Source organism: Pseudomonas sp. F007, assembly GCF_057814275.1.
This window is the reverse complement of sequence record NZ_JBVATA010000008.1, coordinates 179,974-201,384: the sequence shown is the minus strand read 5'-3', so window position 1 is coordinate 201,384 and position 21,411 is coordinate 179,974. Positions and strand designations below refer to the sequence as shown.

At 63.0% G+C, this 21,411-nt stretch carries 18 protein-coding genes; 7 read left to right on the top strand and 11 right to left on the bottom strand.

The genetic code is table 11. The features are described 5' to 3' along the window. Nucleotides 1–78 precede the first annotated feature (78 nt). From ACZYR5_RS21115 to ACZYR5_RS21095, 5 genes are all read right to left on the bottom strand, one after another. Nucleotides 79–1,077, bottom strand: a complete 999-nt coding sequence (locus ACZYR5_RS21115) for a 3-hydroxybutyryl-CoA dehydrogenase (protein ID WP_489091378.1) — start codon at nucleotides 1,075–1,077, stop codon at nucleotides 79–81. Then, a complete protein-coding gene (locus ACZYR5_RS21110; protein WP_489091377.1) occupies nucleotides 1,074–2,183 on the bottom strand; it encodes an NAD/NADP octopine/nopaline dehydrogenase family protein in 1,110 nt (369 codons plus the stop codon). The genes ACZYR5_RS21115 and ACZYR5_RS21110 overlap by 4 nt, the downstream gene beginning before the upstream one ends. Before the next feature lie 95 nt (nucleotides 2,184–2,278). Then, the gene (locus ACZYR5_RS21105; protein WP_489091376.1) at nucleotides 2,279–3,253 is read right to left on the bottom strand and encodes an AraC family transcriptional regulator; all 975 of its coding nucleotides are present in this window, start codon (nucleotides 3,251–3,253) and stop codon (nucleotides 2,279–2,281) included. Between the two features lie 84 nt (nucleotides 3,254–3,337). Then, nucleotides 3,338–4,693: a spinster family MFS transporter gene (locus ACZYR5_RS21100; protein ID WP_489091375.1), complete on the bottom strand. Its 1,356-nt coding sequence runs from the start codon at nucleotides 4,691–4,693 to the stop codon at nucleotides 3,338–3,340. A gap of 56 nt (nucleotides 4,694–4,749) precedes the next feature. Beyond that, on the bottom strand, nucleotides 4,750–6,000 hold the full coding sequence (locus ACZYR5_RS21095) for an OprD family outer membrane porin (RefSeq protein ID WP_489091374.1): 1,251 nt from the start codon (nucleotides 5,998–6,000) through the stop codon (nucleotides 4,750–4,752). A gap of 318 nt (nucleotides 6,001–6,318) precedes the next feature. Between ACZYR5_RS21095 and ACZYR5_RS21090 the strand changes: the two genes are divergently transcribed. Next, entirely contained in the window at nucleotides 6,319–7,110 is a 792-nt protein-coding gene (locus ACZYR5_RS21090; RefSeq protein ID WP_489091373.1) for an SDR family NAD(P)-dependent oxidoreductase, read from the top strand. Here the strand turns inward: ACZYR5_RS21090 and ACZYR5_RS21085 are convergent. From ACZYR5_RS21085 to ACZYR5_RS21070, 4 genes are all read right to left on the bottom strand, one after another. After that, complete coding sequence (locus ACZYR5_RS21085; protein ID WP_489091372.1) at nucleotides 7,107–7,649, bottom strand: DinB family protein; 543 nt, start codon at nucleotides 7,647–7,649, stop codon at nucleotides 7,107–7,109. The two genes, ACZYR5_RS21090 and ACZYR5_RS21085, sit on opposite strands and share 4 nt — an antisense overlap. A 288-nt stretch (nucleotides 7,650–7,937) precedes the next feature. Then, nucleotides 7,938–8,819, bottom strand: coding sequence for an isocitrate lyase/PEP mutase family protein (locus tag ACZYR5_RS21080; RefSeq protein WP_489091371.1), 882 nt, complete (start codon nucleotides 8,817–8,819; stop codon nucleotides 7,938–7,940). A 115-nt stretch (nucleotides 8,820–8,934) separates the two neighbouring features. After that, a complete protein-coding gene (gene dctA, locus ACZYR5_RS21075) occupies nucleotides 8,935–10,242 on the bottom strand; it encodes a C4-dicarboxylate transporter DctA (RefSeq protein WP_489091370.1) in 1,308 nt (435 codons plus the stop codon). Nucleotides 10,243–10,343: 101 nt separating this feature from the next. Further along, complete coding sequence (locus ACZYR5_RS21070; protein ID WP_489091369.1) at nucleotides 10,344–11,513, bottom strand: mandelate racemase/muconate lactonizing enzyme family protein; 1,170 nt, start codon at nucleotides 11,511–11,513, stop codon at nucleotides 10,344–10,346. A gap of 99 nt (nucleotides 11,514–11,612) precedes the next feature. Between ACZYR5_RS21070 and ACZYR5_RS21065 the strand changes: the two genes are divergently transcribed. Then, entirely contained in the window at nucleotides 11,613–12,488 is an 876-nt protein-coding gene (locus tag ACZYR5_RS21065) for a LysR family transcriptional regulator (protein WP_489091368.1), read from the top strand. A gap of 42 nt (nucleotides 12,489–12,530) precedes the next feature. On the opposite strand, the gene ACZYR5_RS21060 is transcribed toward ACZYR5_RS21065, so the two are convergent. Both ACZYR5_RS21060 and ACZYR5_RS21055 read right to left on the bottom strand, forming a co-directional pair. Next, on the bottom strand, nucleotides 12,531–13,388 hold the full coding sequence (locus tag ACZYR5_RS21060) for a DMT family transporter (protein WP_489091367.1): 858 nt from the start codon (nucleotides 13,386–13,388) through the stop codon (nucleotides 12,531–12,533). A 475-nt stretch (nucleotides 13,389–13,863) separates the two neighbouring features. Then, entirely contained in the window at nucleotides 13,864–15,990 is a 2,127-nt protein-coding gene (locus ACZYR5_RS21055; protein WP_489091366.1) for a TonB-dependent siderophore receptor, read from the bottom strand. A 385-nt stretch (nucleotides 15,991–16,375) separates the two neighbouring features. Here ACZYR5_RS21055 and ACZYR5_RS21050 point away from each other — a divergent pair, with 385 nt between their 5' ends. The 5 genes from ACZYR5_RS21050 (at nucleotide 16,376) to ACZYR5_RS21030 (ending at nucleotide 21,402) form a co-directional block, all read left to right on the top strand. Continuing rightward, the gene (locus ACZYR5_RS21050) at nucleotides 16,376–16,966 is read left to right on the top strand and encodes an amino acid synthesis family protein (protein ID WP_007978708.1); all 591 of its coding nucleotides are present in this window, start codon (nucleotides 16,376–16,378) and stop codon (nucleotides 16,964–16,966) included. Nucleotides 16,967–17,008: 42 nt separating this feature from the next. Then, complete coding sequence (locus tag ACZYR5_RS21045) at nucleotides 17,009–17,842, top strand: alpha/beta fold hydrolase (RefSeq protein ID WP_489091365.1); 834 nt, start codon at nucleotides 17,009–17,011, stop codon at nucleotides 17,840–17,842. Then, entirely contained in the window at nucleotides 17,839–19,320 is a 1,482-nt protein-coding gene (locus ACZYR5_RS21040) for an aldehyde dehydrogenase (protein ID WP_027620799.1), read from the top strand. Before ACZYR5_RS21045 ends, ACZYR5_RS21040 begins: the two co-directional genes overlap by 4 nt. A gap of 11 nt (nucleotides 19,321–19,331) precedes the next feature. Beyond that, on the top strand, nucleotides 19,332–19,817 hold the full coding sequence (locus ACZYR5_RS21035) for a flavin reductase family protein (RefSeq protein WP_489091364.1): 486 nt from the start codon (nucleotides 19,332–19,334) through the stop codon (nucleotides 19,815–19,817). A 133-nt stretch (nucleotides 19,818–19,950) separates the two neighbouring features. After that, nucleotides 19,951–21,402 carry an NAD-dependent succinate-semialdehyde dehydrogenase gene (locus tag ACZYR5_RS21030; RefSeq protein ID WP_489091363.1) on the top strand — a complete coding sequence of 484 codons (1,452 nt, stop codon included), beginning with the start codon at nucleotides 19,951–19,953 and terminating at the stop codon, nucleotides 21,400–21,402. Nucleotides 21,403–21,411: the final 9 nt, after the last annotated feature.

Genomic DNA, 21,411 nt, shown 5'->3' with positions numbered 1-21,411 from the left:
CAAGCTCGCTCCTACAAGGGCAGCGTTGTCACACATCATCGTGTAATCGCATCAAAGCCAAGCGGCAGTCCCGGGTCATCACCCCTGCCGCAAGGCCCCCTCAAACGCCGGCGTCAGCCCGCTCAGTTGCAACTTGCGCACGAACTCCCCGAGCCGCTGCTGCTTGTAGGCATCCACATCCCGCTCCCGGTAGTCGTAGAACCCCTGCCCATCGCGCAAGCCGTTGCGACCGCCCTGCATGTTGTCGGCAATCACCTGCGGCGACTCGAAGCGCGGGTCCAGTTCCCGGCTCAGGTAGCGCGAGGCGTAGTAGAGAATGTCGCCGCCACCCCAGTCGATAAACTCCAGCAGCCCCAACACCGAAAACCGCAAGCCGAAGCCGACCCGAACCGCGGTGTCGATATCCTCGGCGCTGGCCACGCCCTCCTCGACCATCCGCGCCGCCTCGTTCATCGCCAATGCCTGGATGCGCGGCACGATGTAGCCGGCCACCGGGTTGCACACCACCGGCACCTTGCCGATGCGTTTGAGCAACTGCAGCAGGCGCTCGACCACCTGCGGACAGGTCGCCTCGCTGCGGCTGACCTCCACCAGCGGCATCAGGTACGCCGGATTGAGCCAGTGGGCGTTGACGAAACGCTGCGGCGCGTCGACCATCCCCGCCAGCTCGGTGACCAGGAAAGTCGAGGTGGTCGAGGCAATAATGGTCGACGCCGGCACTTGCTGGCTGATCCAGGCAAAAGTCGCCTGCTTCAACTCGATGACTTCCGGCACCGCCTCGAACACCAGGCCGCACTCGCCCAAGTTTGCCGCGGCCTGGGTCCGCGATTGCAGGGTCAGGCGAGCCAGGGCAATGTCCGCCTGCGCATCCTCAAGCAACCCCAGGTGCACCAGCATCTGCAATTCACTGCGCAGGTTGTTGCGCACCCGCTCGAAGTACTCCCGGCGCTGGTCCTCGGCACGCTCCTTGATATCGATCAGGCTCACCGGCAGGCCGGCATGGATGAACGCCAGGGCAATGCCCTCGCCCATCCGTCCGGCGCCGACCACGCAGACCTTCGGCAGCGCGGCGTTCATCGTGGGCAACCCTGGGTCAGCAGTGCGTTCATCTGCGGCCGATCCAGCTCGGCCAGGCCGAGGTTTTCCAGAGTCCGGCCTTGCGCGTAGAGATCGCGCCCGGCCACCGCCGAGGCAATGCTCAACAGGCCCTGGGCGACCGGCGTCGGCACACCCGCCCAGCGCCCGACCGAGACCAGCAACGACAGGCCGAGGCGCGTGTCTTCGAGCATGTAGCGGTGAGTCTGCAGATTGATGTCTTCACGCCAGTCGCCACTGTCGGTCAACTTGCCATGGGCGCCACGGCCGTACATCCACTCCTCGCCTTCCGTGCTGTTGTAGTGATCGATCAAAGGGAAGTGCGGAGCGCCATAACCAAGGGCTTCGCGCACGGCCATGCGCTCGGCGTCGAGCTGGTTGGTCACCCGGCGGATCGACGGCTGAGTGCCCTCGTTGTGAATGTCCCAGGTCTCGAAGTGTTCCAAGGGACCTGCGTTCATCATGATCAACGGCGGGTGAATGATCGGCCCCGCGTTCATCAGCGCGCCGCTGAGGGCGTCTTCGATCGGCTCGACACTCGGGTAGGCTTCGCGAAGTACGGCGAAGGCCGACTCGGACAACTCGGCGGGAAACACCCCGGTCGGCAGGCGCGTCGCGTAGCAACTGATCACCAGTTGGTCAGCGCCGTGCTTGCGCACCAGATACGGAAGGGTACCGGTTTCGGCAAAGGCCACCCGGCTGTGATTGCCGGCATCGGCCATGGCTTTGGCAAACACGTAACTGCCAAAAGTGCCCGGTGGCAGGAACAGCACTTGGCCGTCATGCAGGTGCGGTGCGACTTGCTGGGCCAGGTCGTCGTGCGAGGTCGACGGCAGCGGCACGATCACCAACTGCGCATCGCCGAGGGCTTCGGCGAGGTTGTCGGTCAGGCTCAGCAGATCCCCCGGCTGGCCCACCGACACCTGGCGCGTGCCACGGTAATCACGGACCGTCAGGCTGCCGATTTCCAGCAGCTCCTTGAGCGCTGCAGCGTCGCGCCGCCACAGGCGCACCTGATGGCCCTTCTCGGCCATTTCCACCGCTGCCGCGTAACAGCCATGACCACCACCGAGCACACTGATCTTCATTCTGACTCTCCTCTTGTTGGAGATTCGATGCTAACCAGCCGTGCCGGCGGCGGCTTACCCGATTGCGCAACCGAGCGACCGATCACGCAACCGTCTCAATGCGTCCTGCGGCGCAGGGTGTCCGAGGGCAGGCAGCCATAGCGTTGGCGATAGGCACTGGAGAAATGCCCGAGGCTGTTGATGCCGTGGCGCAACAGGATGCTGGTCACGCTTTCGTGGTCCCGGCCCTGCTTTAGGGCCTCGTGGATCAGGGCCAGGCGGCGGTCGCGGATGTAGTCCAGCGGTGGCTGCTGGAGGAACTGCCGAAAGCCGTTTTGCAGGGTGCGGATCGACACACCGCACAGTTCGCTGAGGGCGCTCAGGCTGATGGCTTGATCGAGATGCTCCTCTATATAGTCCCGCGCCTTGCGCACATGGTGCGGCAATGGCGCCCGGGGATCGCGCAGCAAGTCGGCCGAGTAGTTGTGGGGCAACTGGGTCAGCAACAGTTGCATCAGGTAGTCCGAGAGACTGCCGGCGATATGCGGACCCTCGACGCCGCTGCCGTACAACCGGCAGATGTAATCGAGGCTGTGGTACAGGCTGACGATGCCGGTGCCCTGCCGGTCGACACTGACCGCGAAGATCACCGGCTGCCGCAAGCTGCGCCCGAGCAGGCGTTGCAGCTGGGTTTCGAGGGCATCGCGGGCGACCCGCAGGATCAGGTTGCGGCATTCGCCATCGGTGACGATCCGGCTGCGGGCGAAGGGCGATGAAACGCTCAGGCAACCGGCTTGCATCGCCGCGCTGCGCCGGCCGTGGGCCACTTCGCACTGACCCTGCAGGGTGATGCGAAACAGGTACTGGTCGGTGATGTCGCCGATGGTGATTTCCACCGGCGCGCCATAGCGCAGGTCGAGCAGCGCCGAGTCGCCAAAGAACACACCGTTGAGCCGGGTGTGGATTGGCGCATCGCGCAGTACGTTGAAGCGGTGCGGGCACAGATAGTGGCTGACCCTGGCCTGGATCTCGCGCTGATCGGCGGAACTCAACAGGCTGTGCCGTTCAAGCAGATGGATGTCATTCAACATGGTGCCAACTCCTTCTCTGCAACGCCTTGGCCCCGCACCGTTGTCACGGGGCGAGGCCAAGGGGTCAAGCTTCGAGTGCGAAAATCACGCCCGGTTCGGGTACTCCCGTGCATAGCTCTCGCGGAAGCACTTGCACCCGCGCCACAGCAACAGCACGGTGAGGGCCGAAGCGCCGATCATCACCAGCGACATCGACGAACCCACCGCGGCCGGCGAGCCGAAGTAACGGTCGGTCAACAGCGCCACCAGCGTTGTACCGAGTCCCAGGCCGAGCAGGTTGCTGATCAGCAGGAACACCGCCGAGACCTGGGCACGCACCTGGTTCGGCGCGAGGATCTGCATGGCTGCGGTGGACGCCGGCATCGGGAACGAAGCGAAGAACATCGCCGGCACCAGCAGAGTCACCGACAGCCACAGCTGATCGACCTGCGGAAACAGCACCGCCGGCACGATCATGCCCAGGGCGCCAATCACCCCGGTGCGCATCGCCGCGTCCTGGTGGCCGCGCTTGGCCAGGTAGTCGGTGAGCCAGCCGCCGAACAGCACCCCGGCGGTGTTGGCCAGCAACAGCACGGTGCCGAGCATGTAGCCCGCCTCCACCGGCGACAGGCCGAACTTGCGGATGTACAGTGCCGGGCTCCAGCTCATCATGCAGAACAGCACCATGGCGTAGAAGGAAAAGCCCAGGTAGTGAAAGCTGAACGTCGCGCGATGGCGCCCGAGGAAGCGCAGGCCGTCACCCAGCCCGACCTTGCGTGGCTTGCCTTCGGCGTCCAGTTGCAGGCCCTTGCGCGCCGGGTCACGCACGGTCAGCCAGATCAGCAGACCGACAAGAATCCCCGGCAGGCCGACGATGAAGAACGCCAGTTGCCAGGCCTTGACCGCACCGAGCACCGCGACTTCGATGGTGTTCATGTCCTTGAGCAGAGCGATTACATAGCCGCCCACCAGAAATGCCAGGCCGCCGCCAATGAACGAGCCGATGGAGTAGATGCCCACCGCGCGCCCGAGTTTTTCCTTGGGGAACATGTCGCTGAACATCGAATAGGCCGAGGGTGACAAGGCTGCCTCACCCACGCCGACACCAATGCGTGCGAGGAACATGTGCAGGAAGTTCTTGCTCAGGCCGCAGGCGGCGGTGGTCAGGCTCCAGAACACCACGCCGACGGCGATGATTTTCGGTCGGGAAAAACGGTCGGCCAGGTAGGCGATGGGCATGCCCATGAACGCATAGAACAGCGAGAACGCCAGGCCATGCAGCAGGCTGAACTGGGTGTCGCTGAGCTGCAGGTCGGCCTTGATCGGCTCGATCATCAGCGCGAGGATCTGCCGGTCCACGAAGGAAAAGATGTAGGCGACCATGCACAGGCCCACCACATACCATTCATAGAGGTAGGTTTTTTTCTTCTGCAACAGCGCGGTATCGACTTGCGTATTCATTGGTTTTATTCCTCTTGGAGGGCGCCCCGGGCACGCAAGGCGCTGGTCGACGGTGCTTACCAGAACTTCCAGGTGTAGGTCGTGGCGACGCGGAACTCGTTGTAGTCGTAGCCGTACTTCTGCTTCACATCGATGTTGCGCAGGTCAAAACCGAGGCCTTGCAGCGCCCCGCCCTGCACCACGTAATTGACGCCGAGGAAGCGTTCGCTCTCCTGGTTGTCGCTGAGATTCGCGCCCCGGTCCCACTGCGTCCCCTTGGTGTAGCGGGTGACGAACTTCAGCCCCGGCAGGCCCATCCCGGCGAAGTCATAGCTGTAGCGCGCGGCCCACGAGCGTTCGCCCGGACGCACAAAACCCAGGGACGACCAGTGCACCAGGTAGGGTTGCGGGATATAGCCGTTCATGGTCGGGAACACGCTGTCACCGAGCATGCGCTGGTAGCTGAGGCCGACCATGTGCGCGCCCTTGAACAGGCTGAACAGGGTGCCCCAGGAACGGTTGTCGATTTCACCGTTGAGCGCGTTGCCGTCTTCGTTGTTGTTGAAGTAGCGCAGGTCGGTCTTGAGCTTGTAGCCATTGCCCAGCTCGGCCATGTGCATCAGGCCGAAGTAGTGCTGCTGGTAGATGTCGTGGAGCACGCCATAGAAGTAGCTGGCCTGCAGGTTCTTGCTGATGTCGTAGGTGGCGCCGCCGAAATCCAGGCCGTCGCTGTCGAGGTTGTCGGTGGAGCCGAACTTGTAGAGCTTCTCGTGGTTCGACGACTCACGGGTCACCGCCGACCAGAAACGCCCGCCGGTCAGGGTCAGGCCGTCGACTTCTTTCGACTCGACCACCGCGCCCTGGTAGATGGTATCCAGCTGGCGGCTGGGGTCATCGAAGGCCACCGGGTACTGCGGACGCAGGTCGCCGACTTTCAACTCGGTCTTGCTGTAGCGCATTTTCAGGGTCGCGCCGGCGCGGCTGTAATCGTTGGCGGTCTGCTGGTCATGCACACTGAAGGGTAACGAACCGTCATTGCCCGACGAATCGAGGCGCACTGCGTATTGCGCGTCCACATCCAGCCCCACTGCCAATGCGGTGTCGGTGTAGCCGGAGGTGAACTGGGCATCGAAGCCCTGGGACCAACTGTGCACTTCGGACACCGGTGCGTTGGTATTGGTGTAGTTGCGGTGCAAATAGAAGTTGCGGGTATCGACCTTGAAGTGGCTGTCATCGATCACATCCGCCTGGGCGACCCATGGCGCACAGACCATCCCCATCACGCTGGCAAACCCGAGCCCGCGGCACGCTTGCTTATCCCTGGACATCAACCCTCTCCACCTCTGTACGTGCTTGGCACTGTTGTTATAGGAGCGCATTCAAGCCCGACGCAGTGGCAGCCGAAAGCCGGCCGCCGCGTTGTCGGGCTTGTGCAAGGTAAGTCAGTAGAGGTCGGGGCGGTATCGAGACGAACAGCATCAAGGGCGGGGAAAACGCCAGTGCGCCTAGGGGTTTTCCTTAGCCGGGACTGATCCGTCAGGACGCGACGAACGTGGCTTTCAATCGGCAAAACCGCACTAGACTGATTGCTCACCCTTGGCGGCACCGTCGCCTGTTTTTTCCACCCACGAAGAAGGCACTCGCTCATGGACCTGAACCTGCAAGGCAAACTCGCCCTGGTCAGCGGCAGCACCGCCGGCATCGGCCTGGCGATCGTCACGACCCTCGCCGAGGAAGGCGCCCGCGTGATCGTCAATGGCCGCTCCCAGGCGTCGGTGGACAGCGCGGTTGCGCAACTCAAAGCACAGACCGGTGGCGAGGTGCATGGATTTGCCGGTGACCTGAGCACCGCTGCCGCCGCCGACGAGGTCGCACGGCGCTTTCCGGGTGTGGAAATCCTGGTGAATAACCTTGGCATCTTCGAGCCCAAGGCTTTCGAAGATATTCCCGACGCAGACTGGCAACGCTTCTTCGACGTCAACGTGCTCAGCGGCGTGCGCCTGGCCCGGCTGTTCCTGCCAGCAATGAAGCAGGCCAACTGGGGACGGATCATCTTCATCTCCAGCGAAAGCGGGGTGCAGATTCCCGTCGAAATGATCCACTACGGCGTGACCAAAACCGCCCAGCTCGCCGTCGCCCGAGGCCTGGCCGAAGCCGTGGCCGGCACCGGCATCACGGTCAACAGTGTGCTGCCGGGGCCGACCAAGTCCCGGGGCGTCGGCGAGTTCGTCGAGACCCTGGCCAAGGCCGAGGGCCAATCCTTCGAAGGTTTCGAGAAGGAATTCTTCGAGAAAGTCCGCCCCACGTCGCTGATCAAGCGCTTCAGCTCACCCCAGGAAATCGCCTCCCTGGTCGCCTATGTCGCCAGTCCACTGTCGTCGGCCACCACCGGCGCGGCACTGCGCGCCGATGGCGGAGTGATCAAGAGCGCGTTCTAGGCCACAGGTTCGGAGGGCATGACGAACAGCAGGTCGGTATCGCCGGGGTCGATGCCGGCCTGCGATAGCAAGGTCGTCACCTGGCCACGGTGATGGGTCTGATGGTTGAAGAAATGCATGATCAGGCCAAAGAAATCCCTCTGGGCCGGCACGCCCTTCATGTTGGCGTACTGCAGGGGATGGTCGAGGTCCGCCTCGGTAATCGAACCAGCCCACTCGATGATCAGTTGATCGAGCCACAGGCGATGGGCTTCCAAGTCGCGGATGTCGGTGAACTGCAGTTCCTTGAGATTGCCGGGGGCCGGCAGCTGGCGAATCGGCTCGAGTAGCGGATAGTTCGCCGGATGCCTGGCGAAGCGCTGCAGCCAGACCCGGTCTCCGAGGGCCAAGTGATTCAGGGTGCCGAGAATGGAGCCGAAGAAGGCCTTGCGATCGGCGGTGAGTTCTTCATCGGGCAGGTTGCTGGCGGCCTGGTAGAGCCTGGTGTTCATCCACTGGTTGTAGGTCGCCATGAGGTGGATGTGCTGGGTGCGGTTCATGGGGTGGTCCTTGCGGGTGGCCGTGCGGATCTTGTGAGGCTTGTATCATTGCCGCGTGGCCCCTCGCAATGCCGAACCGATCCCGTCTGGATGTACGCGGCAATCTCAGGTTCTTCGCGGCGGTGCGACGTTTCGACAAGCCCGCTCCTACAGTAAGTTGCGTGTTCGCAGATCGTGTGATCGGCCACAACCACTGTAGGAGCCAGCTTGCTGGCGAAGGACTTCAACGATGACGCGTTCTGTCTGGATGCACGCGCCGATTCCAGGTTTTTCGCGGGCCGCTCCTTTTCAGGGCGCTCTGTGCAACCCGTTCTCGGCCATCAAATAGAGGTTGGCCCACTCGCGGTAGGTGTCCGAGCGTGTGTACCTGGCAAGCAACTCAGCAAGGGCAAGCTCGTCCCGCGCGTTGCCACTCTGCTCGCACAGCGCCCCGTAAGTCGCCTGGAGGGCCGACAGGTAAGGCGCATGCCCATTGACCACCACCCGCACATTGGCCGCACTCAGTCGCTCGATATCACTCAGCGCGGGATTGCCGTAGTTGATGAGCATGATCGGGACCTTTAGGTGAGCCGTCAGGGCGTGCAGGTGGTCGAAGTCCTTCACGCCCACCAGGCAGATGGCATCGGCGCCAGCCTCCTGATAGGCCGCAGTCCGGGTAATGCAATCCTCCAGACTGGTCACGCCCGCATTCGTCCTGGCGATGATGCTCAGGGCCTGATCGGATCTAGCAAACCGCGCGGCGTAGATCTTGCTCGCGGCCTCCTGCCGATTGATCAGGCCACTGGCGGGCTCGTCGAATCGGGCGGGCAGATGGGTGTCTTCCAAAGTCAGCGCCGCGGCGCCCGCCTTCTCCAGTTCGGTGACGGTGCGCATCACGTTCAGGGCGTTGCCGAAGCCATGGTCAGCGTCGGCGATGATCGGGATCTGGCTGGCGCGCCCTGCTCTGCCCACTTGCTCGGCATACTCACCAAGTGTCAGCAAGGCGATGTCCGGAGCCCCGAGCACTTGCAGCGAGGCGACCGACCCGCCCTGGATGGCGACCGCGAAGCCCAGGTCCCCGGCCATCCGCGCCGAGATCGGGTCAAACACCGACGCGGCGATTTTGCACACGGTCCCCTGCAGCAAATCAGCGAACGCCCGACGCAGTTCGTGATGCGTTTTCTCAATCATTGTTCTGGCTCCAACACATGGGCACTGGGTGCATGTTCCTGGGAACACCGCACAGCAAATCAGCCACCGGACATTGCACCGCTCTCGAAGCGCAACGTTCGGTGGCCAGTGCAGTTTATTTTTGGGTGGCCAAGATCTTGCGCTCGGCCTTCTCGTGCTTCATTGCGGCAATCTCACGCTCGCAAGCCTGCACATCGAACGAGTTGTCCCACTTGGCAATGGCGATGGTGCCGATGCCGTTGCCGATCAGGTTGGTCACCGCCCGCGCTTCATTGAGGAAGCGGTCGATGCCCAGCAGCAACACCAGGCCGACCAGGGGAATCGAGTGGATGGTGGTCAGGGTGGCGGCCAGGGTGATGAAGCCGGCACCGGCGACGCCGGCCGAGCCTTTGGACGTCAGCAGGAACACGCCCAGCAGAATCATCTGGTCCATGAACGTCAGTGGCGTGTTGGTCGCCTGCGCAATGAAAATCGCCGCCATGGTCAGGTAGATGCAGGTGCCATCGGCGTTGAAGGTGTAGCCGGTCGGCAGCACCATCCCCACCACGGATTTCTTGCAGCCGAGCTTTTCCAGCTTGACCATCATTCGCGGGAGCACGGCCTCGGTCGAGCAGGTGCCGAGGGTGATCAGGATCTCGTCCTTGAAGTACCGCAGAAACTGCATCAGCGGCATACCCGACCACCGCGCCACTGTCCCCAGCACCACTACGATAAAGATCAAGGTCGTGACATAGAGCGCAATCAGCAGTTGGCCGAGGGACAGCAAGGTGCCGATCCCGTACTTGCCGATCGTGAACGCCATGCCCGCGCCGGCACCAATGGGCGCCAGGCGCATGACCATGGCGACGATTTTGAACAACCCCTGCAGGAACAGATCGATGGTGTTGATCAGTGGCTTGCTGGTTTCACCCATCTGCACCAATGCAACGCCCATCAGCACCGAAAGCAGAATGACCTGCAGCATGATGCCGTTGGAGAACGCGCCAACGAACGTCTGCGGGATGATGTTCATGAAGAACTCGATGGTCCCGCCCTGCTCGCTGGCGGCCTGGCTGTACTTGGCAATGGCACTGCCGTCGAGCGTGTCGACGTTGATGTTCATGCCCACGCCAGGCTTGGCGATGTTGACCACCACCAGGCCGATGACCAGGGCGATGGTGGAGAGAATCTCGAAATAGAGCAGCGATTTGACGCCGATCCGGCCGACCTCCTTGATGCTGCCCATCTTGGCAATGCCGACGACCACTGTGCCAAAAATAATCGGCGCCAGGAGCATTTTGATCAGTCGGATAAAGCCGTCTGCGAAGGGTTGCAGCCTGGCGCCGAATTGCGGTTCGAAGTGACCGATGGCGGCACCGATGACGATGCCGATCAGCACTTGCACGTAGAGCTGGCTATACCAGCGCGACTTGGAGTTTTCCACGGGAGCACCTCATTTTATTGTTGTGATGGGCGTGTGGCAGGGCGTCGCGGGCGACGCCTCATGACCGTGGCCTCAGGCAAAGAGGCCACGGGGTGGCGCTATCAGCCCTCGCCCAACTCACGCATCACTGCGTACAAGGCGGACTTGGCTTCGAAGCCGACACCCGGGATATCCGGCAGGCCGACGTAGCCATTTTCCACGCGGATGCCATCCGCAAAGCCGCCGAAAGGCTGGAACACATCCGGGTAGGACTCGTTGCCGCCCAGGTGCAGGCCCGCGGCGATATTCAGCGACATCTGGTGACCGCCATGGGGCACGACGCGACGCGACGACCAGCCCATTTCTTCCATGACCTTGAGGGTGCGCATGTACTCCACGAGCCCGTAGGACAGTGCACAATCGAACTGCAAGTAGTCGCGATCAGGACGCATGCCACCGTGACGCAGCAGGTTGCGGGCATCCTGGTGGGAGAACAGGTTTTCCCCGGTGGCCATCGGCAGTTCATAATGATTGGCCAGCTCGGCCTGTAGGGCGTAGTCCAGCGGATCACCGATTTCTTCGTACCAGAACAGGTTGTATTTCTTGATGGCTTCGGCATAGGCGATGCCGGTTTGCAGGTCGAAACGCCCGTTGGCGTCGACCGCCAGACGGCGTCCGTCACCCACGACTTCCAGCACCGCCTCGATACGCCGGATATCTTCGTCCAGCGGCACCGCACCGATCTTCATTTTCACCACGTCGTAGCCGCGATCCAGGTAGCTCTGCATTTCGGCCTTGAGTTTGGTTTGATCCTTGCCCGGGTAGTAGTAACCACCGGCGGCGTAAACCCAGACCTTGTCGTCGGCCACACCACCGCGATAACGGTCCGCCAGCAAGCGGTACAGGGGTTTGCCTTCGATCTTGGCCACGGCGTCCCAGACCGCCATGTCGATGGTACCGACCGCGACCGAGCGTTCGCCGTGGCCGCCTGGTTTCTCGTTGGTCATCAGGGTCTTCCAGATGGCGAACGGGTCGAGGTTGTTGTTGGCATGGTCGATGAGTGTGTCCGGATCGGCTTCGCTGATACGCGCCAGGAAGCGGTCACGCATCAGCGCGCCTTGCCCATAGCGACCGTTGGAGTTGAAGCCGTAGCCGATGACAGGCTTGCCATCGCGAATCACGTCCGTGACGACCGCGACAACCGAGCAGGTCATCTTCGAAAAATCGATGTAGGCGTTGGCAATAGGCGAGGCGATGGAGACGGTTTTTTCACGGATGTCCACAATGCGCATGACGGGTTCCTCTTGTTGTTGGTGAGGCCACGTTATGCTTTGCGAAGACCCTCGCCCAATGCTATTAATGCCGCGCCCTATGCACAGGAGGCATTGCCCTTGGAACTCGTCTGGCTTGAGGATTTATCAGCACTCGCTGAATACGGCAGCTTTGTGCGAGCCGCGCAGGCACGCCACGTCACCCAGCCGGCGTTCAGCCGCAGGGTTCGGTCATTGGAGAACTGGATGGGCGTCGAATTATTCGTGCGCACGCCCCAGGGCGCGATCCTGACCGAAGCGGGGAGGCAGATCTTGCCCAGCGCCCAGGAGGCCGCCAGGCACCTGTACCGGTTGCGCACCGAGGCGCAGGAAGTGGCCGGCATGGCCGCCAAGACCCTGCAATTTGCCGCCACTCACTCGCTGTCCTTCACGTTTTTCCCGAGATGGCTGAGGAGTACCGAAAAAGGTGCGCCGATCGATGCGGTGCAACTGCACTCGGACAGCATGGCGGTTTGCGAGCAGATGCTGATTCACGGTCAGGTGCAGTTCCTGCTGTGCCACCGCCATCCCGATGTACCGCCGCTGCTGGCCCCGGATCAGTTCATTGGCAAGAAGGTTGGAGAAGACGTACTCATACCGCTGGCCAGTGCTTCTGCGAACCTGGGCACCTCACCTGAAACCCTGCCCTACCTGGCGTACACCCAGGAATCGGGCCTGGGCCGGATCGTCGCCCATCGCCTTCACGGCAAGCAGGACTACTTGCACCTCAAGCCCCTGTTCAGCAGCCACCTGGCGGCCGTGCTGATGTCCATGGCCCTGGAAAGCAAGGGCGTTGCCTGGCTGCCCAAAAGCCTGACCGAACAGGAAATCGCCGATGGACGGCTGGTCCGGGCCCTCGATGAAAGCTGGGACATTCCCCTGGAGATTCATCTGACGCGGCCGACTGCGCCCATCAGCCCATCGGCTGAGCAGTTCTGGGCCAAACTGGGGGGCTGATCAGGCAGGCTGTAGGTGTGTTGTACCCACGCTCTCACTAACCTACCGCCGCCCCACCAACGCCAACCCAATCCCCCCCAGCACTATCACCGAAGCCACCATCAACCGCGTCGACAACCCCTCCCCCAGAAACACCACCCCCGCCACCGACGCCAGTACCGGCACACTCAGCTGCAAGGTTGCCGCCGTCTGCGCGCGCATCTTGCCGAGCACTGCGTACCACACCGCGTACCCCGCGCCAGAAGCCAATACGCCGGACGCGGCGGCATAGAACGCGCCAGTCGGGGTGATGGAAATGGCGCCTTGAGCCAGGGTCGCGAGAGCAGCCAGAGCCACCAGCGGCACGCTGCGCAGGAAGTTGCCGGCGGTGTCCTTGAGCGGGTTGGTCGAGCGTCTGCCGAGGATTGAATAGATACCCCAGGCGATCCCGGCGATGCTCATGGCCAGGGCGCTGAGCAGTGGCGGCGCGTTGCCGCCGGGAGCAAGCAGGACGATCAGACCGCTGAACGCCAGCAGCATGCCGACGGCGGTTTTCGGCCGCAGCTGCTCGCCGTTTTTCCAGCCCAGGGCGAACATGGTGATTTGCACGGCGCCGAACAGGATCAGCGCGCCAACCCCGGCGTCGAGATGGATGTAGGCCAGGGAAAACAGGTAAGCGTAGACAAACAGGTAGAGCCCACCGCGCCAACTGCCCCCGGCCTCGCCCTTGTGGCCGATGCGCAACAGCAACATCAGGAACAGCGCGCCGCCGATCAGGCGAATGGCGGTGAACGACTCGGGGTCGATGGCGGCGCTTTTCAGGGCCAGCCGACAGAAGATCGAGTTGGCGGCAAAGGCCACCAGGCTGAACAGCGTACCGCCGAGCAACAGCCACTGCGGTGGATCGCGGTTTTCGGTCATTGCGCGCTCGAATGGGCTGGAGAGGTGAAGGTCTCTGCAGTGTCTACGAACAAACAGACGGCGTGCAATGAGCCAGAGGGCCTACTACTCAAGATGTAGATAAGACCTTTCGCGGATTATGATGACCGTCTGGATGCACGCGGCGCTCTCAGGTTTTTCGCGAGCAGGCTCGCTCCTACAGTGAGGTGCAGTGTTCGCAGATCCTGTGATCGGCCGCAGTTGACCTGTAGGAGCCAGCTTGCTGGCGAAGGTCTTCAACGATGACGCGGGCTGTCTGAATGTACGCGGCGTCCTCAGGTTCTTCGCTGGCAAGCCAGCTCCTACAGGAGGGTTGCGTCGATCACACGATCTGCGCTCACCGCGATAACTGTAGGAGCCAGCTTGCTGGCGAAGGTCGTCAACGATGACGCGGGCTGTCTGAATGCACGCGGCGCTCTCGGTTTTTTCGCGAGAGGCTCGCTCCTACAGTGAGTTTTTAAAGCGTATACGCAATCCCCACCTGCACCGTCCTCGGCGCGCCCGGATAGGCGTAGACGTTGCCGAAGGCGCCTTCTTCATAGTCTTCGTCGGTCAGGTTCTTCACATCCAGATTGAGGCGGATCCTGTCGTTGATCTTGTAGTAGCCGAGCAGATCGACGACGGTGTAGCTGGCCATGGAAAACGCGGTATTGGCGGTCTGCCCGGCGCGCTCGTCGACGTATTTGAGGCCGGTGCCGAGGCCCAGGCCTTTTAGTGCGCCGTCCTGGAATTCGTAGACGTTGAGCAGGCTGAAGCTGTTCTGCGGAATGTTCATCAGGCGCGTGCCGGAATCGATGACGTTGTCCTTGGTCACCTCGGCATCGACGTAGGCATAGCCGCCAATCACCCGCCATTGCGGGGTCAGGTTGCCGGCGATATTCAGGTCGAAGCCACGGCTGCGCACCTCGCCCGCGGCCACGCTGTAGGTCGAATCCACCGGGTCGGTGGTCAGCACATTGCGCTTTTCGATCTGGTAGATCGCGGCGTCGACACTCAGCTGATTGTCCAGCGCCTCCCACTTCAAGCCCAGCTCATAGGACTTGCCCTTCTCCGGATCGAAGCCGCCACCCTCGCGGCTGGCGCCGGCATTGGGCTTGAACGAGCGAGCGGTGTTGGCATAGAGCGCCACGCTGTCGGTCAGGTCGTAGGTGACGCCCAGGCGTGGGGTCACCGCGTTGTCACTGGCCTGCCAACTGCGCCCGCCCGGCACGAAGGTCTGGTAGTCGTGTTCGAAGCGCTCGAAACGCGCGCCGGCCAGGACTTTCAGGCGCTCGGTCAGGGCCACTTGATCCTGGACGAAGGCGGCGTAGGTCTTGAGGTTTTCCTGGTCGTCGGTCGGGGTACGGGTCAAGGCGGGACGCGGCTGGCCGTAGACCGGATCGAAGATATCAATCGGGTAGGCGCTCACCGCGCCGCTGGAGCGCTGGATGATCGGCTGGTAGTCGTAATCCTCGTACTCGACGCCGGTCAGCAAAGTGTGCTCGAAACCGCCCGCGCTGAAATGCCCGGTGAGGTTGAGCTGGGTGTCCTTGTCGGTCCACTCCAGCTTGCGGTAGTTGAAGTTGCGACCCAGGGTGCGCCCGTCTGCCGCGACGCCGTTGGCTTCCACCGCATTGCCCTGCAGGCTGCCGTCCAGCCACTGGAAGCCGCCGCCCAGGGTCCAGTCGTCGCTCAACAGGTGCTCGAAACGCAACTGCGCCATGTTGTTGTCGTTGTGCAGCTTGCCGACGTCTTTCTCGCCGAAGAAGGTGTCCCGGGAGGCGGTGCCGATCTGATTCGGGTAGCGCGTCACGCCGCGATCGAGCGGGTGATTGTTGCGCATGAAATCCCCCTCGAAGATCAGCCTGGTGTCATCGTTGACCTGCCAGCTCAGCACCGGGCTCACGCCATAGCGCTCGGTCTCGACATGGTCGCGGAAGGTGTCACCGCCCTCGCCCACCACATTCAGGCGATAGGCCAGGCGGCCTTCTTCATCGAGCGGGCCGGAGGCATCCAGGGTGCCGCGCTGCATGCCCTGATCATCGAACTGGCTGCCCAGGGTTACCGTCCGTTCGGCCAGCGGCTGCTTGGAGACGACGTTGAAGGTGCCACCCGGATCGCCGCGACCGTAGAGCGTGGTCGCGGGCCCGCGCAGCACTTCCAGGCGTTCGATGGTGTTGGCATCCGGCATGTTCGGATAGCCGCGGTTGATCGGGAAACCGTTGCGATAGAACTCACCCGTGGTGAAGCCGCGCACGGTGAAGGTGGTCAGGCCCTGGCCGCCAAAATTATTGGCCCGGCCCACACCGCCGGCGTAGTCGAGGGCGTCCTGCAGGCGCGTGGCACTGAGGTCCTCGACCACGTCCTTGCCCACTACGCTGATCGACTGCGGCGTTTCATGGAGCGCGGTGTCGGTGCGGGTGGCGCTGGCCGAGCGAGTGGCGCGGTAGCCGTCCACCGGGCCCAGCGGGTTTTCATAAGCCGCAGTGCCGACGATGTCGGTCGCTTGCAGTTGCAGGACGTTTTCATCGGGTGTGGCCTGGTCGGCCCAGGATGACGCGGAGATTGCCTGGAGCACACAGATCGACAGCAGCGTACGACGCATCGAAAGAACCTTGCTGAATAGCCAAATGGGGTGGCATAGCTGCCAGAAAATTGCGGCGCATGGTATAGCACCTCATTTGTTTTTGATACGTATTCGCAGTTGGTGCGTTGAATCCTTTGCATCTGATCGCCGACATATCCCCTGTAGGAGCGAGCCCGCTCGCGATGGACGCCCAGGCAACGCGTTTATTCTGGATAAACGTGGTGGCGCTGAATTCATCGCGAGCAGCGGAACGCCGCCCGGGCTGCTCCTACAGTGACCGCGTCCCCCCTCCCACCTGCTTTTCATCGCCTGCCGACGAGAAACCCGATTAAGCGCTTGCACGATCGGTATTATGGTATACCATCAGACGCACAGACACTTTTCTTCTCGTATGGAGCAGCTCATGAGTTTCGAAATCCGCAAGATCGTCAGCTATGTCGAAGAAACCTTCATCGAGGGCGGCAAGGCCACCGACAAGCCGGTGACCATGGTCGGCCTCGCGGTAGTGATGAAAAACCCATGGCTGGGCAACGGCTTTGTCGAAGACCTCAAGCCGCAGATCCGTGCCAACTGCTCCGACCTCGGCGCGCTGATGGTTGAACGCCTGGTGGGGATCATCGGCGGTGCCGAGAAGATCGAGGCGTATGGCAAGGCGGCGGTGGTTGGCGCTGACGGCGAGATCGAACACGCCTCGGCGGTGATCCACACCCTGCGCTTCGGCAACCACTACCGCGAAGCGGTCAAGGCCAAGAGCTACCTGAGCTTCACCAACAAGCGCGGCGGTCCGGGCACGTCGATCCAGATCCCGATGATGCACAAGGACGACGAAGGCCTGCGCTCGCACTACATCACCCTGGAAATGCAAATCGAAGACGCGCCACGTGCCGACGAAATCGTCGTCGTCCTCGGCTGCGCCGACGGTGGCCGCCTGCACCCGCGTATCGGCAACCGCTACATCGACCTGGAAGAACTGGCCGCCGAAAAAGCCCAGTAAGCCGGTCGTTCACACCAACAAAAAGGTCTGCAGGAGCGCTCCATGATTCGGCTCACCGCTGAACTCACCCCGGCTGGAACCAGTTACCTGGCGACCGGCCAAGGCCAGCCCGTGGTTTTGATCCACGGCGTGGGCCTGAATAAAGAAATGTGGGGCGGCCAGGTCGTGGGCCTGGCGTCCAAGTACCGGGTGATTACCTACGACATGCTCGGCCACGGCGCCAGCCCGCGTCCGGCCAGCGGCACGCCGCTGCTCGGTTATGCCGAGCAGTTGCTGGAGCTGCTCGATCACCTGCGATTGCCGGCGGCCACGGTGATCGGCTTTTCCATGGGCGGCCTGGTGGCCCGTGCTTTCGCCCTGCATTACCCGCAGCGCCTGCAGAGCCTGGTGGTGCTCAACAGCGTGTTCAACCGCAGTCCCGAGCAGCGTGCAGGTGTGATTGCCCGCACCGCCCAGGCCGCCGAACACGGCCCGGATGCCAACGCCGAAGCGGCGCTGTCGCGCTGGTTCAGCCGCGAATACCAGGCGGCCAATCCGGCGCAGATCGCCGCGCTGCGTCAGACCCTGGCGCAGAACGACCCCCAGGGTTACCTGACCACCTACGAGCTGTTCGCCACCCAGGACATGTACCGCGCCGACGACCTGGCGAGTATCCAGGTGCCGACGCTGATCGCCACCGGCGAGCTGGACCCCGGCTCGACCCCGGAAATGGCCGAGCAACTGGCCCGCTGCATACCCGGCGCCAAGGTTGCGGTGCTGCCCGAGCAACGGCATATGATGCCGGTAGAGTCGCCGCGCCTGGTCAACCAGATGCTGCTGGAGTTCCTCGACCTTGCCTACTCCCGACAAAACCAGATAAAGGGGATTGTTGCATGACACTCGCACGCTTCCAGATGTGCATCGGCGGTGAATGGGTCGATGCCCTCTCCGGCAAGACTTTCGACAGCCTCAACCCGGCGCTGGCCGAGCCCTGGGCGCAGTTGCCCGATGCCGACGAAGCCGATGTCGAGCGCGCCGTGCAGGCCGCGCAGACCGCTTTCGACAGCCCGGCCTGGCGCGGTTTGACCGCCACCGCGCGGGGCAAGTTGCTGCGCCGTCTCGGTGACCTGATCGCCGAAAACAAGGAACACCTGGCGCAGCTGGAAAGCCGCGACAACGGCAAGCTGATCCGCGAGACCCGTGGCCAGGTCAGCTACTTGCCGGAATTTTTCCACTACACCGCCGGCCTCGCCGACAAGCTCGAAGGCGGCACCCTGCCGCTGGACAAGCCGGACCTGTTTGCCTACACCGTGCATGAAGCCATGGGCGTGGTCGCCGCGATCATTCCGTGGAACAGCCCGCTGTACCTGACCGCGATCAAACTGGCGCCGGCCCTGGCGGCGGGCAACACCATCGTGATCAAGCCGTCCGAGCACGCCTCGGCAACCATCCTTGAACTGGCGCGGCTGGCGCTGGAAGCGGGGATTCCGCCGGGGGTGGTCAACGTGGTCACCGGTTACGGCCCGAGCACCGGCGCCGCCCTCACCCGTCATCCGCTGGTGCGCAAGATCGCCTTCACCGGCGGCGCCGCCACGGCACGGCATGTGGTGCGCAGCAGCGCCGAGAACTTCGCCAAACTGTCGCTGGAGTTGGGCGGCAAGTCGCCGAACATCATCTTCGCCGACGCCGACCTGGACAGCGCGATCAACGGCGCCATCGCCGGGATCTACGCTGCCTCCGGGCAGAGCTGCGTGTCCGGCTCGCGGCTGTTGGTGCAGGATGAGATCTACGACGAATTCGTCAGCCGCCTGGTGCAGCGCGCCGAGCGCATCCGCATCGGCAATCCGCAGGACGACAGCAGCGAAATGGGCCCGATGGCCACCGCCCAGCAACTGGCCGTGGTCGAAGGCCTGGTGGCCGATGCGATTGCCGAAGGTGCGCGCCTGCGCCTCGGCGGCAAGCGTCCGGCGGGCCTCGGCGATGGCTGGTTCTACGAGCCGACGCTGTTCGAGTGCGACCGCAATTCGATGAAGATCATGCAGGAAGAAGTCTTCGGCCCGGTGGCCTCGGTGATCCGTTTCAAGGACGAAGCCGAAGCCCTGGCGATCGCCAACGACTCACAGTTCGGCCTCGCCGCCGGTATCTGGACCCGCGACCTGGGCCGCGCCCACCGCCTGGCCCGTGACGTGCGTTCGGGGATCATCTGGGTCAACACCTACCGCGCGGTCTCGGCCATGGCGCCGATCGGCGGTTTCAAGAACAGCGGCTATGGACGCGAAAGCGGCATCGATTCGGTGCTGGCCTACACCGAGCTGAAAACGGTGTGGATCAACCTGTCCCAGGCACCGATGCCTGATCCGTTTGTCATGCGCTAGGAGTCCTGAAAATGATCGAACCCGGCATTTACAAAGACGTCATGAGCTCCTTCCCTTCCGGCGTCACGGTGGTCACCACCCTCGACCCGGACGGCGCCATCGTCGGCATCACCGCCAGCGCCTTCAGTGCGCTGTCGATCGACCCGGCGCTGGTGCTGTTCTGCCCCAACTACGGCTCCGACACCTACCCGATCCTGCGTGACAGCAAGCAGTTCGCGATTCACCTGCTGTCCGCCGACCAGACCGCCGAGGCCTATGCGTTCGCCGGCAAGGGCAAGGACAAGGCCGCCGGCATCGACTGGCACCTGAGCGAACTGGGCAATCCGTTGCTGGCCAAGGCGACGGCGATCATCGAGTGCGAGTTGTGGCGCGAATACGACGGCGGCGATCACGCGATCATCGTCGGCGCGGTGAAAAACCTGATCCTGCCCGCGCAACCGGTGACCCCGATGATCTACCACAAAGGCAAGCTCGGGCCGTTGCCCACGCTGGCCTGACACAGCCCTTCCCTGTAGGAGCGAGCTTGCTCGCGAAGGCGGTGTATCAGTCGACATTGATGTTGAATGTCAGTCCGTCTTCGCGAGCAAGCTCGCTCCTACAAAGGTCAATTATTTCTTGCCAGGAGCCCGCATGAACCCAGCCGCCTCCCCCCTGTTCCGCCAGCAGGCCTATATCAACGGCCAGTGGCTCGACGCGCCCGACGGTGCGCAGCAGGACATCTTCAACCCGGCCAACGGTGAACTCATCGGCCGGGTGCCCAACCTCGGCGCCGAGCACGCGCGCCTGGCCATAGACGCCGCCAACAAAGCCTGGCCGGCCTGGCGTGGACTGACCGCCAAGGAACGCAGCAACATTCTCAAGCGCTGGCACGGGCTGATGCTGGAAAACGCCGACGACCTGGCCGCGATCCTCACCCTCGAACAAGGCAAGCCACTGGCCGAGGCCAAGGGCGAAATCCTCTACGCGGCGAGCTTTATCGAGTGGTTCGCCGAAGAAGCCAAGCGCATCTACGGCGACACCATTCCCAGCCACAAGGGCGACGCGCGCATCGTCGTCAGTAAAGATCCGATCGGTGTAGTCGCCGCGATCACACCGTGGAACTTCCCCGCCGCCATGATCACCCGCAAGGCCGGCCCAGCCTTGGCCGCTGGTTGCCCATGCATCGTCAAGCCGGCGCCGGAAACCCCATTCTCGGCCCTGGCCATGGCGGCGCTGGCCGAGCAGGCCGGAGTTCCGCCGGGGATTTTCAACGTGATCACCGGCGACGCCATCGCCATTGGCGGCGAACTCACCGCCAGCGCCAAGGTACGCAAGCTGTCGTTCACCGGTTCGACGGCGATTGGCAAATTGCTCATGGCGCAGTGCGCGCCGACCCTGAAAAAGGTCTCGCTGGAGTTGGGGGGGAACGCGCCCTTTATTGTCTTCGACGATGCCGATCTCGAGCGTGCGCTGGAAGGCGCGTTGATCGCCAAATTCCGCAACGCCGGGCAGACCTGTGTCTGCGTGAACCGCTTCCTGGTGCAGGACGGCATCCACGATACGTTCGTCGCCCGGCTGGCCGAACGGGTCGGGCAATTGCAGGTCGGTAGCGGTTTCGACAGTGGCGTGACTCAAGGTCCGCTGATCAACGAACGCGCGGTGGCCAAGGTCGAGGAGCACGTGCAGGACGCCCTCGCCCAGGGTGCCGAGCTGCTGTGTGGCGGTGAGCGGCATGCCCTGGGCCATGGTTTCTTCCAGCCGACGGTGCTGGTGGGCGTGACCGCGCAGATGCAGGTCGCGACCCAGGAAACCTTCGGCCCGCTGGCGGCGGTGTTCCGTTTCAGCAGCGAAGCCGAGGCCGTGCAGATGGCCAACGACACCGAATTCGGCCTCGCCGCCTACTGCTACACCCGCGATCTGGGCCGGGCGTGGCGCATGAGCGAAGCGCTGGAGTACGGCATGGTCGGGATCAACGAAGGGTTGATTTCCACCGAAGTCGCACCCTTTGGCGGGATCAAATCCTCGGGCCTTGGGCGTGAAGGTTCCAAGTATGGGATCGAGGATTATCTGGAAATCAAATACACCTTGATGGGTGGGTTGTAGGGGCTGCTT

Coding starts and splice junctions, on each gene's coding strand:
- ACZYR5_RS21110 (WP_489091377.1), bottom strand. CDS start 2,183: ATGAAGATCAGTGTGCTCGGTGGTGGTCATGGCTGTTACGCGGCAGCG.
- ACZYR5_RS21115 (WP_489091378.1), bottom strand. CDS start 1,077: ATGAACGCCGCGCTGCCGAAGGTCTGCGTGGTCGGCGCCGGACGGATG.
- ACZYR5_RS21090 (WP_489091373.1), top strand. CDS start 6,319: ATGGACCTGAACCTGCAAGGCAAACTCGCCCTGGTCAGCGGCAGCACC.
- ACZYR5_RS21045 (WP_489091365.1), top strand. CDS start 17,009: ATGATTCGGCTCACCGCTGAACTCACCCCGGCTGGAACCAGTTACCTG.
- ACZYR5_RS21100 (WP_489091375.1), bottom strand. CDS start 4,693: ATGAATACGCAAGTCGATACCGCGCTGTTGCAGAAGAAAAAAACCTAC.
- ACZYR5_RS21040 (WP_027620799.1), top strand. CDS start 17,839: ATGACACTCGCACGCTTCCAGATGTGCATCGGCGGTGAATGGGTCGAT.
- ACZYR5_RS21035 (WP_489091364.1), top strand. CDS start 19,332: ATGATCGAACCCGGCATTTACAAAGACGTCATGAGCTCCTTCCCTTCC.
- ACZYR5_RS21085 (WP_489091372.1), bottom strand. CDS start 7,649: ATGAACCGCACCCAGCACATCCACCTCATGGCGACCTACAACCAGTGG.
- ACZYR5_RS21105 (WP_489091376.1), bottom strand. CDS start 3,253: ATGTTGAATGACATCCATCTGCTTGAACGGCACAGCCTGTTGAGTTCC.
- ACZYR5_RS21060 (WP_489091367.1), bottom strand. CDS start 13,388: ATGACCGAAAACCGCGATCCACCGCAGTGGCTGTTGCTCGGCGGTACG.
- ACZYR5_RS21080 (WP_489091371.1), bottom strand. CDS start 8,819: ATGATTGAGAAAACGCATCACGAACTGCGTCGGGCGTTCGCTGATTTG.
- ACZYR5_RS21070 (WP_489091369.1), bottom strand. CDS start 11,513: ATGCGCATTGTGGACATCCGTGAAAAAACCGTCTCCATCGCCTCGCCT.
- ACZYR5_RS21055 (WP_489091366.1), bottom strand. CDS start 15,990: ATGCGTCGTACGCTGCTGTCGATCTGTGTGCTCCAGGCAATCTCCGCG.
- ACZYR5_RS21050 (WP_007978708.1), top strand. CDS start 16,376: ATGAGTTTCGAAATCCGCAAGATCGTCAGCTATGTCGAAGAAACCTTC.
- ACZYR5_RS21095 (WP_489091374.1), bottom strand. CDS start 6,000: ATGTCCAGGGATAAGCAAGCGTGCCGCGGGCTCGGGTTTGCCAGCGTG.
- ACZYR5_RS21030 (WP_489091363.1), top strand. CDS start 19,951: ATGAACCCAGCCGCCTCCCCCCTGTTCCGCCAGCAGGCCTATATCAAC.